We start from the raw sequence: 12,100 nt of genomic DNA, 5'->3' as shown, positions 1-12,100 counted from the left end.
GAGCTCCGATTGAATATCGAATCTCGATGGCTGCATAGTCTTTTTTTACAGCTGTCCACTTGACGGGGGTAAGACCACATATAAAATATATATTGTCCTTTATTTATTGTTTTTTTTATTTAAGTCTTGATAATGTACGTTCAGACACAAATTGGACAAATTTAAATCGTTTCCTGTACGCTAAATTAAAATGAATAATTACTATTTTTCAGCATATCCTAACCCTTATCCCGTAACATAGGTTGGAGAGGACTTTATGCAAAAACATAAATTATCCATAATATTTTATGGAATTATAATAACATTTTTCTTTATATCTCCATTGAAAGGGAAAGCAACTTGGAACATATCATCAATATAGTTTAACAGAGACAAAAGTTATAAAAGTTGAGCGATATCCAAAAGGAACTTTTAATTTTCTTGTCACAGCTGAATATCATACTTATGTAAATGCTCATAATCCTCCGAATTACAAAGTAACAATTACTTTTAATATTGATCCCAGTGGGGTAAAAGTTAAAAAAGTGAAACAACAGAAAGAATAGAAAAAACAGTGAAGTATAAACTCACTGTTTTTTTAATGTACGGTAAAGAGATATTTGTTCAGAATACCTTATATTTATGAACAGAGCATAGAATTCAATAATATCAAGGTTTTCTAGCTATAATCACGTTCATAAAGTGTGTACATAATTCAATGTTCAATTAATCTTTGGATTTTATCTTTCTGAACATGTATTTATCTTTTAAAGATGTTTCCAGGATAAGGTTTTGTAGTCCTTAGCGTACAATTTTCCCGAAATGATATAGTGACCCCTAATATATAATCCGCTTTTTTAATTTTTGATATTTTGTAACTCGTTTTAATCAAAAGTCTTTCGAATTGTTTTTTACCGGGATAACATGTTTCTCCATTCTTTCATAAAGACCCAATAATCGCTTGATGAAAGAAAGCTTTGGTGCTATCCAATACACAAATAAGGCTGAAATAATGCCTACAAGAGCTCCTGTAACAACATCGATAGGGTAGTGAACACCTACCCAAATACGGGAGATAGCTACACAGAATGCAAGCATAAGCCATAACCATCCTTCCTTTTTACGAACAAGCCACATAGAAACGCAAATAGAAAAAAATAAAATCGTATGGTCACTTGGAAATGAATTATCGATTTCATGCTCAACAAGTTGATTAACATTTGGAAGTACTGCAAATGGTTGATGATGCGAATAAAATTGACCAACAATCTTCCCAATAATTTCAGCGACAATGAATGCTAGTCCACCTTGAATAATCATCATTCTATTTTTGTTGTTTCGGGTAAACCAATATATAAGAACACCCAAGACCAAAGCATATAACATATATTCGGCAACAAAAACCATCATTGGATTTAGAGACGGGTTTTGTTTCCCTAGATCATTAATCCATCGAAAAGCATCGATATTAAACTGCGAAAACGGCATGTTTAAATTCCTCCAATCATTGAAATTTCAAATCTAAAAACGCATCACATATATCCAGATATTCAATTCTTTATATTAGGGAAGGGAAAAACCTGAAACTCATATTTCCATTGTAGGAAAGCAATTTTAAATGCTTCTTAACCTTTTCTTAACAATTTCTTAACAATAACAAATAAACCTTACAACAATCACGTTGTAAGGCTTTACATTCATATATTGGAGAGTCTATCTCAACTTTTAGGTGAGTTGATAGAACTGATTTTTGAAAGGACTTCTCTTTAAAAATATGAGTAACGTTTAGGGATGAAATCGGGGAATCACGTTCAATTATATAGTTAGGTTCTGTTGCAAAGTTTGAAAAAAGTATAAATAGGTCGATACATTAGGGATAGCGTTTAAGCAATCGCCATTAACTGTTGTAATTCCTGGTATGCCGAAAAAACGAAGTCTTGTGAAAGATTTCGTTTTTGTTTGTAAAGTGCGTGAAGGGTCTCAATCCCTTTTATTGTACGTGCGGCGTGACGGATATTTTGAAATCCAGAGGATTTAGCTAAACGACGTTTTACATGTCGATGATCCTGTTCAATCAGATTATTGAAATGTTTGACGGTACAATGTTTCGTATGTACATAAAAGCCATTATTTTTTAGTTTTTTGAAAGCACACAGCAAAGCAGGAGCCTTGTCTGTTGTGAGAACCGTTGGTTCTCCAAATGTTTTTACTAGTCTTTTCATAAAGACATATGCCGCCAGATGATCACGTTTTTTGCGAAGTTGAATATCCAATGTGTGTCCATTTTTATCGATTGCACGATAGAGATAACGCCATTCACCTTTCACTTTGATATAGGTTTCATCCAGTTTCCAAGATAATTGAGCGTTTTTATTTTTCTTCTTCCAAATTTGATAAATCAAATTGCCGTATTCATGCACCCAACGCATGATTGTTGTTGGATGAACGAAGACTCCACGTTCTTTCAGTATTTCAGATACATTACGATAACTTAAAGAAAAACGGCAATAATAGCCGACGGCTACTAAAATAATATCTTTCTTGAACTGTTTTCCTTTAAAATATCTCATGCATCATGCTCCCCGAATCATTTTTCTTACATTTTAATTTCACTTAGAAAACTTTGCAACAGAACCTAAAAATCTTTTACTATATTGCTTAATCAAATTAATATCCCCCAATTAATACGCAGGGGTATGCAGTAAGGGTTATTTTACTGTACCCTTGCGACGTTTTTTTGTTTCTTTAGTTTTTTAAAAACATCTACTGCAATGCTCGTTAACATAGGCTTATCTCCCTTTTCTCAAGATAATAAAAGTATATATAGAATTATAAGAATTTTTAATCATTTCATCGAGGCTAATGAAAGAAGTAAACATTAAAGGGGTAGCTAAAAAAATAATTGTTCCTAAAAACGAAAGTAAACTTTTCAATATTAGTTTACTTTCAAACCCCTGAAAATATCGAATTACAATTAAATTCCAGGTAATTGCTGTGAAATTTTTATTTTAGATCCAATAAAGATACTTTGCTAATTGTTTCATAGCAACTACACCTTAAATTTATTTATTCACTTTCTAATTATATCGTGCCTGAATAAGAAAAATTTAGTAATTATAAATCATAAAATTTATATATTTTTTATAGAAAGAATCCTTTAGGGCTTCCAACATGTTACCTCTAATATTTTATAAAAGAGGAATTATTTAACGATTTTCTCTTCAACTTAAAAAACTAAATTAATATAAATAAATAAATGAATAAATAAAAAGGAATTCCAATGAAAATAAAGAATTTATCAGTAATAAAGTTAATAATTGGTTTTTTGAAGGGGTAATTTGTGAAGCTATGGAGGGAAAAAAACTTTTAAAACAGTGGAAAGCAGATTTACAAACTATTAAAGAAGAGAAAAGAAAAAAGAAAAGGAAAAAGAGAAAAAGCACAAATAAGAAGTTTGCCATTCCTAGTAATACCGCTAATTTTATGAATGAGAATCATGTATATTATAAAAGAAACGGTGTTTGGAAACAAAGAGATAAATAGGTATTTAGAATGGGCGCAATAAATTTTGACTAAATATATAGTCAAAATTTATTGCGCCAGCGTTACTTTATGCATTTAAAAAGTTAAAGGAGAAAGGATTTTACAAAAGCACCGTTCATTGTACCGTTAAACATATGAATAATCGTATAGAACAAGACCACCGACATGTGAAACGTCGTTTTGCTAGGGCATCGGGATTTCAAACTCTCCGGCATGCTTCTCTTACAATAAAAGGCATTGAAACCATTCATGCCCTATACAAACAAAGGCGAAGTCTTCAAATAGGCTCCGCCTTTTCGGTTTATAACGAATTACAGGAATTATTAATGGTTGCATAACCATTTAACGATGCAACTCTAGATTTTCTATGTTTTGGGTAACTTTGCAACAGAACCGTGTGCTCACTTTTTTTCTCCTGTTTTAGACAGGAAGAAAACTGTTTTGCCACATCCATGTATTTGCCTCCTCTCTTGTAAATTATGTTGCATAAACAAATGATCACTTCTTATAAATTGTGTTGTATTAGATGACCCGTGTTTAACTTAAAATTTTCATAATAAAATTAAAAAATAAAAGCAATCATATCGAAAAAATGATAATCCTCCTCTAAAATCAGTAAGAAAACTTTTAAATTACTATTTTACTGTAGAATGGAAATGATACATTAATAATTAAGGTAATACTGTTCACTATTTAATTTTAAACTATGTAGAAAGATATTGAGGTGCAATAGATGATACATAATATTCCAGATGTTTATACAAAAAAATCCTTATAGTAGATGATGAAAAAGAGATTTTAAATTTGTTAGAAACAGTTTTAAAGAAAGAGGGGTTTCAACATATTTATACTTATACAACAGGAGCAGAAGGAATATGTATGTGTAAGCGAGTACAGCCAGATCTTATCATATTAGATATTATGCTTCCAGATTTAGATGGATATAGTGTTTGTCAGCAAATTCGACAGTTTACATTCGTTCCAATATTTTTCTTATCGGCGAAAAATGAAGATTTAGATAAAATACTTGGATTAAGTATAGGTGGCGATGATTACATTACAAAGCCTTTTAGTCCGAAAGAAGTAGCATATAAGATGAAAGCATTTTTTCGACGCAATCAATATCAAGAAAAGGCTCGGATTATGTATCAGTTTGGAGACATTAGGATAGATGAGGCACAAGGAACAGTGTTAAAGGGTGATACATTACTATCTTTAACAGCAAAAGAATTTAATATATTACTATTTTTAATAAAAAACCCAAATCAAATTTTTAGTAAGGCCCGCTTATATGAAGCTGTCTGGGGAGAAACATATCTGGGTAATGACAATATTATGATGGTGCATATGAGACATTTAAGAGAAAAAATAGAGGATAATCCTTCCAACCCTCATTACCTTGTAACAGTAAGGGGACTCGGATATAAACTTAATACAAAAGGTGATGCAAGATGAAGTGGAAGGTCACGAGACTATATATTACCTCATTAATAGGATTAATTATGTTTATCCTAATCGTTCAATTTTTTGCTTTTAGTTATTTAGTATTTACTTATAACCGTGAGGGAATGGACGATCCAGAGGGCTCAGTATTAGCTTTTCAAAAAGAAATCACAGTAGAAAATGGAAGTATTTCTATAACAAATAAAGGGAAAATTTTTTTGCAAGAACATGGAGCATGGTTACAAGTATTAAATCGTAATAGTGATGAAGTATTTCAAATGTATAAGCCTAAAAATACACCAACTCATTATACCCCTAGTGATTTGATTTTACGCTATAAGTACGATATTGGGGGGTATACAACGTTTGTGGGTAAGTTAGATAAAAGTACACAAGTAGAAAGTTATATTGTCGCTTTTCCGTCAAACCAAGCATTGCGAAAATCTGTCTATTTGAACTTCAATAATTTATCTAGCTTCTATCCATATGGGATTTTAATGTTAATAGGAGTAACAGTAGTTTGTATTTTATTATTTGCTTACATTGTGGCAAGGTATATGTCAAAACCTGTTGTCACGATAATTGAACATATTAATAATTTAAAACAAGGACAATATGAACAAGTACCGGAAGAAAAAGGAATATATGCGGAGGTATATATAACTTTGAATCAGTTATCGCATCAACTAAAGGATATTAATCTCCAAAGAAAAAGGCTAGATACGATGCGAGCAGAATGGATTATAAACATCTCTCATGATTTAAAGACACCACTTTCTTCTATTAAAGGTTATAGTGAAATTATAGGGAATCGCGAGTATAAAATCAATATGCAAGAAATGTACCAATATGCAGAAGTCATTCAAAATAAATCAATTTATATTGAAAAATTGATTAATGATTTAAAACTTACATATCAATTGAAGAATGCGTTGTTACCTATCCATAAAAATACAGTAGATATTGTGAATCTCACCCGAGAAACGATTATTGAATTTATGAATATGCCTCATTATGAGAATCGATTAATTGAGTTTGAATGTCTTAAGAAGGAACTAATTATAAAAGCAGATCAGGGATTAATTCAACGTGTGATAGTAAATTTATTGAATAATGCGCTTATTCATACTGATGTTGAAACATTAATACAAGTTCGCATAAAACAAACATCTGGATATACCGTATTTACGATTGAAGACAATGGTGACGGAATAAATAAAAATGATTTACCACACATTTTTGATCGATATTTCCGTGGTACAAATACAGATCCAAAAAGTGGTTCAGGTTTAGGAATGGCGATTGTAAAAGAAATCATCGTGGCTCACGGTGGAGAAATTGTAGTTGAAAGCAGCAAAGGAAACGGTACAAAAATTACATTTCAGCTTCCGTTAGAAAATTAAGCTAAACTTAAGGTCAGCTCAATTCAAGATTAAGCAAGAACTTTCATAATAAATGATAGCTTAATCAAGAAAAAGAGGTGCCAATAATGGGAACATATATCGTTGAGACAGAAGATTTGACAAAGACATATGGAGCTGTAAATAGTGTGAGTCAATTACAAATGAAAGTCGGTAAAGGTGAAATCTATGGATTTCTAGGCCCAAATGGGGCTGGGAAAACAACGACAATTAGAATGTTACTGGGATTAATAAAACCGACTACAGGTAATATTAAAGTATTCAATCGAGATTTAAAAACAAATCGAATAGATATTTTAAGAGAGGTTGGCTCTCTTGTTGAATCGCCATCTTATTATGGACATTTAACAGGTCATGAAAACCTAGAAGTAATTCGGAAAATGTTACAAGTACCAAAAAAGAATATTGATGAGGTATTGTGTATCGTTCGATTAGAGAAACAAAAAGATAAACTAGTTAAACAATACTCACTTGGAATGAAGCAACGCCTTGGCATAGCAATGGCACTACTTGGAAATCCAAAATTGTTAATTTTAGATGAACCCACAAACGGATTAGACCCTGCCGGGATTCAAGAAATTCGTGAACTCATCAAACAACTGCCAAAGCAATATGATATGACAGTTGTTATTTCTAGTCATTTGTTAAATGAGATGGATCAAATTGCAACGCAAGTGGGCATTATTAATAGTGGACAGCTTATTTTTCAAGATAAAATTGAAGTGTTACGCAAAAAAAGTCAGGCATCAATGAAAATACGCGTAAATGATGTAGTAAAGGCTCATCAAATTTTAGAACAGCATCAAATTCATCTTAGAATTGAAGGTAATTGTCTAGTTACGCATCAACAAGAAGATCACCTTATTTCTCACATAAATCATTTATTAGTACAGCAGAATTTATCAGTGTATCGAATTGAAGAAGAGAAGCATACGTTGGAGGAAATATTTCTAAGCCTAACAGAAAAAGGTGGTGTTTTATAATGATTGCTGCCTTAAGAAGTGAATTATTGAAATTAAAAAGAAAGAAATTATTTTTAGTAGTATTTTTGATACAGTCTTTAGCATTACTTTGGTTATTTGCTATTGTGTCACAAGACAAAAAGGAATTTCTAAATTGGGAGTCGCTTCTTTCAAGAGTAAGTATGATAAATGCATTATTTTTACCTATAATGATTGCGACAATTACATCTCGAATAATTGATTTTGAAAATAAGGGGAACACCTGGAAGCTATTGTGTGCAATTCCCACATCTAGGAAGCTAGTATATATAACCAAAATTATCTTTAGCCTCTTTTTTCTTGTATACACAGGTGTAATTTCTATTTCTGCAATTATGTTAATGGGAAAAATCTTTAATTTTGATGGTGGAATTCCGGTGATATTATTACTGAAATATGGTTGTTTTACCATTATAGGATGTATTCCTATGGTTATTTTGCAACTCTGGATATCTTTGGTAGTGAAAAATCAAGTATTTTCTTTAACGGCAGGTGTAATCGGCTCATTTCTTGGGTATTGCGGGCAGATGTTTCCTTGGAAAACATGGATAATTTGGACATATTCATCTCTGACAAATCCAATTTCTTGGGCTTTTTCCAATGGGAAAATAGTGTATTTCCCAAATGAAGGAGTCATGATGAATCTTTTGTTAAGTTTAGGAGTTAGTTTATTATTTATCGTTCTTAGCACTGTTCATTTTGCGCACAAAGATATTCATTAGGAGGATGCAGATATGTTATTAAGCTCATTTCGATGCGAATTATTAAAATTAAAACGTTCAAAAATATGGATTGTAATGACATTCATTCCGCTTATTTGTATTGCGCTTGGACTCATAAATTTTCAAGTAAACTATGATGTCTTAATGAAAGTCTCAACAAATGAGTGGGAGAAAGCTTGGACACAAGTTGGATTAATTTATGGATTATTTTTATTTCCTGTCGTAGTAAGTATTTATTGTGCATTTGTATGTCGCTTTGAACATAGCGAGGGAAATTGGAAAAAAATCATCTCTTTACCAATTCCGTTTCGATATGTGTACATGGCAAAGTTATTAGTAATCTTTATGTTAACTTTATTGACACAAGTATTTTTTTTAATTGCTTATATTGTAATTGGTAAGCTACTAGGTATTACAAGTCCTATTCCTTGGATTTCATTATTAAATTGGTCATTCAATGGATGGATTGGTACATTTTCAATTGCTGCAGTACAATTATTTCTCTCATCTTCTATAAAAAGTTTTGCTGTTCCAGTTGGAATGAGTTTTGGTTTTACATGTATAGGAATGATATTTCATTACTTAAATATCGGGTATATATGGCCATTTTCGCAACCAGGATTAGCAATGGACCCTATTCATCTAGAAGGCTTGCAGACTTTCTTTCAATTTAGTAGCTTTTATGTGTTAAGTTGCTTATTTGTTATTATATTTACTTTTGTAGGAGTTCAAAGATTTACAATAAAAGATATTATATGATGTTGATTTGAAATAAAGTCGCGATGTTTATAAAAAAGATGCGAAGCTTTACCCTTTTGGATATTTTTATCTAAAGGGGTGTTTTTATGACTAAAAGAAAAAGAACATTTGAATAAAAGGTGGATTAAGGAATTATTGAGTGACATAGAGTTGTTCTGTTAAAGGGCCATTTAATAGAATAACGACTTTTGAGCTAAATTTATTCGTTTGCGAAGTTCGAATATAACTAAATGTAAAAATATGAAAATAAATTCCTTCATCATATTGACAATGGAAACAAATTACAATAAATGATTGATTAATCAATCATTTATTATGAAAGGAGCATCTAAATGGAACCTAGACTTACTAATGATGAAAAAAAGAAAAGAAAAAGATCTACTATCCTAAACGCCGCAATTAAATTATATAGTGAGAATGGTTTTGCAGAGACAAAAGTTGCCGAAATAGCAAAAGAAGCAGGAGTTAGCTTTGGTACTGTATTTACGTATTTTGATTCAAAAGAAGCACTTTATGAATCAGCGATTTTGGAGCCATTGGAGGAAATCAAACCATATTTTATTGAGATAGAAGAACACTTTAAAGGTGAGCCTCTTGAAGTTGTGAGGGAAATGATAGATTGCCATGTACAACTCTTTTCAATGAAAAGTGAATACCTACGTCTAATTCAGCAGGTTCTTGCGAGACCTGATCGATTTCCAAAGCTTTTTAAAGAACTAAACGATTTTGTAAATGTATTTATAGACTGTATTCATCCGGTTATTGAAGCAGGGCAAAGGCTGGGTTACTTTTATGAAGAATCACCTTCATTAGTTGCCGAGTCGTACTTATCCATCTTAAACGGAATGCGTTTAACGTTTATTGATGAATATACAAACTTGATGTGGAAGGATATAACGAAACATCATGAAGAAAATTATGGAATTTACAAAGGCAATAGGTACATAAAAAGAGAATATATTTATTAATGTTATTTAAGTTACTGAAAGGAGAAAATAGAATGAAAGATAAATTATTGAGGGTTGGAACTATTTATATTCCTGTTACCAATGTAGAACTTTCTTCAAAATGATATGTAAACAAACTAGGTGCAGAGTTAGTCTATAAAGACGAAGACAAGGCTATTCTTAACTTTGCAAACCAAAGTTTTTTCCTGGTTAAATCCCAAGAAAATCAAAGCTTAAATTTTCACGGTTTTTGCGGTGAAGAGCGCTTCTCTTTAACATTTGAAGTTAATGGTTTAAATGCACTTGAATCAATCCATAGTGATTTTATTAAAAAAGAAATAAAAGTTGGAGAGATTGAAAACAGAGGACACACTGGAAGAATTTTGTTTTTTATGATTTAGATGGTAATAAATTTGATGTTTGGAGTGAATTAAGTTGCATCTTCAGAGAAAAATACCTAATATCGCAATAAGAGATTTTAATTATTCAATAAACAGTAGATTTACAGAATCAATCTGTCCAAAATCAAAAAGAGTTCATCCACCAAGTGTTTGGACTTATAGCATAAAATACGATCTCGCTAGAAATATATGCGCTATATTCTCTTTTAGTTTATCTTTGCACCAGAACCTTTATATGTACTATAAGGTAATACAGTAAGAAATACATATCAATTTGCTTAGTGATGATGAATAAGGTGTAAATTTGAATACAATATATAGATGAATAATATATAAAGGAGCTCAACTCTCAATGGCAAGAAAATTATTAACACAAAGGTTTCCTCTTTTAATTCCTATTAGAATCAGACAACGTAGGATGTTTAAAAAAATAAGAGACCGTCTTGAAGGTCATAAGTTTTCAAAAACATTTGAGCAAAATCCATTACCTTACAGGATTTATAAACATAAATCTTTGCTTATTAGAAAGTTAGGTGATACGGATATACAGCTGCAGTATAACAAAATCACCAATTTAAAGCTAGCCATCTGCAAAATAAACCAGGTTGTAATTAAACCGGGAGAAACATTTTCATTTTGGCATCTTGTTGGTAATTCCAGTGAAAAGGCTGGATATAAAGAAGGAATTATTCTAATGAATGGCGAAGCGATAAAGGGAATAGGCGGTGGTCTCTGTCAGTTAGGGAATCTTCTTTACTGGATGTTTCTTCATTCAGAGTTGGAAACAGTGGAAAGATATCGTCATAGTTTCGATCCATTCCCTGACTATGGACGTGTGATTCCATTTGGAACAGGCGCCACTTTGATGAATGGTATTATTGATCTCAAATTGAGAAACAATTCAAACATTTCCTATCAAGTCAATCTGCATCTTGACGAAGAATACATCTATGGAGAAATTAGGGCATCCCAGTATCCTCCATATAAGTATTCTATCGTTGAAGAAGATCATCGTTTTGCAAAAAAAGTAGATGGTCAAGTATACAGACAAAATAAAGTTTATAAAAAAATAGTTGATCGTGTCACAGGTAACTTAGTTGACAAAGAACTAGTCATGGAAAATGATTGCTTAGTAAAATATGAAGTAGATGATGAGAAAATTGTGGGTTCTTTATAGACAAGGATTTTCACTCATCTAAAAATGATTCATATTTTTTCGTACTATATATACCCCATAATACTAAGATTACTCCAAAAAGTATAAACGCTAGTTTTAAAATCATCGTATGGTTACCTCTGTATAATATATTTTTTTATGTATGCATTTCTTATACTTTTATTATTACATTGAAATAATAGTTAAACTATCTAATAACCTTACATAAAGGTGACAGTTTTATAAGTTTGTTAATTCTACTATTAGGAAAAGTTTAACCTTAAGAATAATTGAGAAGCATTATTATATTTGTGGATTTAAAATAAAGTTTGATTAAAAATATCGTGTTAACCCGTATTCCACGATAGATAAAAAGAGTCCATTTTGAAATACTATGTAATATTAACAATACGTGTTAATAAAAGTGGAGCTTTGCATATTGAAGGTTCCCATGATGGGTTCCCTTGCTATGAATTTTATAAGCAAACAGATTTTGGTCCAGTTGAGTTAATATATACACATGATTTCAGAAAAACTGGTGACACTCCAGCAGCACTAGCTGGAGAAATGGAATACAGTTTTAAAATAATAATCTAGATATAAATATGAATCAGAAGAATGTCACTATTTAAATCAAAAGCAGAAAATATTAAAGAAAAAACAATTGAATATGCGAAAGAAATTGCGATTTGTTTTGCTCAAGGTTTTTCTGTATTACCCAAAAAAAT

Annotated in this window: 11 protein-coding genes and 4 pseudogenes; 12 read left to right on the top strand and 3 right to left on the bottom strand. The window is 31.2% G+C overall.

Annotated elements, in window-relative coordinates; genetic code table 11:
- Positions 1 to 256: 256 nt before the first annotated feature.
- Positions 257 to 545 (top strand): annotated as a pseudogene (locus tag JDS96_RS20220) (DUF3888 domain-containing protein).
- A gap of 322 nt (positions 546 to 867) precedes the next feature.
- Here JDS96_RS20220 and JDS96_RS20215 read toward each other — a convergent pair.
- On the bottom strand, positions 868 to 1,467 hold the full coding sequence (locus JDS96_RS20215; protein WP_199667825.1) for an undecaprenyl-diphosphatase: 600 nt from the start codon (positions 1,465 to 1,467) through the stop codon (positions 868 to 870).
- Between the two features lie 395 nt (positions 1,468 to 1,862).
- Positions 1,863 to 2,549, bottom strand: coding sequence for an IS6 family transposase (locus JDS96_RS20210; protein WP_199667824.1), 687 nt, complete (start codon positions 2,547 to 2,549; stop codon positions 1,863 to 1,865).
- A gap of 778 nt (positions 2,550 to 3,327) precedes the next feature.
- Between JDS96_RS20210 and JDS96_RS20205 the strand changes: the two genes are divergently transcribed.
- Positions 3,328 to 3,522, top strand: coding sequence for a hypothetical protein (locus JDS96_RS20205; protein WP_003199325.1), 195 nt, complete (start codon positions 3,328 to 3,330; stop codon positions 3,520 to 3,522).
- 53 nt (positions 3,523 to 3,575) lie between these two features.
- Positions 3,576 to 3,860: pseudogene (locus JDS96_RS20200) on the top strand (DDE-type integrase/transposase/recombinase); the annotation flags it as partial.
- Here JDS96_RS20200 and JDS96_RS20195 read toward each other — a convergent pair.
- Positions 3,824 to 3,976: a hypothetical protein gene (locus tag JDS96_RS20195; RefSeq protein WP_199667823.1), complete on the bottom strand. Its 153-nt coding sequence runs from the start codon at positions 3,974 to 3,976 to the stop codon at positions 3,824 to 3,826. The pseudogene JDS96_RS20200 and the gene JDS96_RS20195 sit on opposite strands and share 37 nt — an antisense overlap.
- Positions 3,977 to 4,326: 350 nt before the next feature.
- Here JDS96_RS20195 and JDS96_RS20190 point away from each other — a divergent pair, with 350 nt between their 5' ends.
- From JDS96_RS20190 to JDS96_RS20150, 9 genes and pseudogenes are all read left to right on the top strand, one after another.
- Positions 4,327 to 4,977 carry a response regulator transcription factor gene (locus tag JDS96_RS20190; protein ID WP_206777152.1) on the top strand — a complete coding sequence of 217 codons (651 nt, stop codon included), beginning with the start codon at positions 4,327 to 4,329 and terminating at the stop codon, positions 4,975 to 4,977.
- Positions 4,974 to 6,368, top strand: coding sequence for a sensor histidine kinase (locus JDS96_RS20185; RefSeq protein ID WP_199667822.1), 1,395 nt, complete (start codon positions 4,974 to 4,976; stop codon positions 6,366 to 6,368). Before JDS96_RS20190 ends, JDS96_RS20185 begins: the two co-directional genes overlap by 4 nt.
- 86 nt (positions 6,369 to 6,454) lie before the next feature.
- Positions 6,455 to 7,369, top strand: coding sequence for an ABC transporter ATP-binding protein (locus JDS96_RS20180; protein WP_199667821.1), 915 nt, complete (start codon positions 6,455 to 6,457; stop codon positions 7,367 to 7,369).
- The gene (locus JDS96_RS20175) at positions 7,369 to 8,109 is read left to right on the top strand and encodes an ABC transporter permease (protein WP_199667820.1); all 741 of its coding nucleotides are present in this window, start codon (positions 7,369 to 7,371) and stop codon (positions 8,107 to 8,109) included. The genes JDS96_RS20180 and JDS96_RS20175 overlap by 1 nt, the downstream gene beginning before the upstream one ends.
- A 12-nt stretch (positions 8,110 to 8,121) precedes the next feature.
- Positions 8,122 to 8,868 (top strand): ABC transporter permease, encoded by a 747-nt coding sequence (locus JDS96_RS20170; protein ID WP_018782233.1) that lies wholly within the window; start codon positions 8,122 to 8,124, stop codon positions 8,866 to 8,868.
- A gap of 332 nt (positions 8,869 to 9,200) precedes the next feature.
- Positions 9,201 to 9,836, top strand: a complete 636-nt coding sequence (locus tag JDS96_RS20165; protein ID WP_242479950.1) for a TetR/AcrR family transcriptional regulator — start codon at positions 9,201 to 9,203, stop codon at positions 9,834 to 9,836.
- A gap of 32 nt (positions 9,837 to 9,868) precedes the next feature.
- A pseudogene (locus JDS96_RS20160) lies at positions 9,869 to 10,287 on the top strand (VOC family protein).
- 281 nt (positions 10,288 to 10,568) lie between these two features.
- Complete coding sequence (locus JDS96_RS20155) at positions 10,569 to 11,393, top strand: VanW family protein (protein WP_199667819.1); 825 nt, start codon at positions 10,569 to 10,571, stop codon at positions 11,391 to 11,393.
- A 378-nt stretch (positions 11,394 to 11,771) separates the two neighbouring features.
- Positions 11,772 to 11,969, top strand: a pseudogene (locus JDS96_RS20150) (DUF3238 domain-containing protein); the annotation flags it as partial.
- Positions 11,970 to 12,100: the final 131 nt, after the last annotated feature.

This window comes from Bacillus cereus group sp. N21 (assembly GCF_016483395.1).
Lineage (GTDB): Bacteria > Bacillota > Bacilli > Bacillales > Bacillaceae_G > Bacillus_A > Bacillus_A pseudomycoides.
The sequence above is the reverse complement of the archived record's forward strand: the minus strand, read 5'-3'. Positions and strand labels throughout refer to the sequence as shown.

What these genes read in the sequence shown, in the direction of transcription:
- JDS96_RS20215 (WP_199667825.1), bottom strand. Translation starts at nt 1,467, where the DNA reads ATGCCGTTTTCGCAGTTTAATATCGATGCTTTTCGATGGATTAATGAT.
- JDS96_RS20210 (WP_199667824.1), bottom strand. Translation starts at nt 2,549, where the DNA reads ATGAGATATTTTAAAGGAAAACAGTTCAAGAAAGATATTATTTTAGTA.
- JDS96_RS20205 (WP_003199325.1), top strand. Translation starts at nt 3,328, where the DNA reads ATGGAGGGAAAAAAACTTTTAAAACAGTGGAAAGCAGATTTACAAACT.
- JDS96_RS20195 (WP_199667823.1), bottom strand. Translation starts at nt 3,976, where the DNA reads ATGGATGTGGCAAAACAGTTTTCTTCCTGTCTAAAACAGGAGAAAAAA.
- JDS96_RS20185 (WP_199667822.1), top strand. Translation starts at nt 4,974, where the DNA reads ATGAAGTGGAAGGTCACGAGACTATATATTACCTCATTAATAGGATTA.
- JDS96_RS20180 (WP_199667821.1), top strand. Translation starts at nt 6,455, where the DNA reads ATGGGAACATATATCGTTGAGACAGAAGATTTGACAAAGACATATGGA.
- JDS96_RS20175 (WP_199667820.1), top strand. Translation starts at nt 7,369, where the DNA reads ATGATTGCTGCCTTAAGAAGTGAATTATTGAAATTAAAAAGAAAGAAA.
- JDS96_RS20170 (WP_018782233.1), top strand. Translation starts at nt 8,122, where the DNA reads ATGTTATTAAGCTCATTTCGATGCGAATTATTAAAATTAAAACGTTCA.
- JDS96_RS20165 (WP_242479950.1), top strand. Translation starts at nt 9,201, where the DNA reads ATGGAACCTAGACTTACTAATGATGAAAAAAAGAAAAGAAAAAGATCT.
- JDS96_RS20155 (WP_199667819.1), top strand. Translation starts at nt 10,569, where the DNA reads ATGGCAAGAAAATTATTAACACAAAGGTTTCCTCTTTTAATTCCTATT.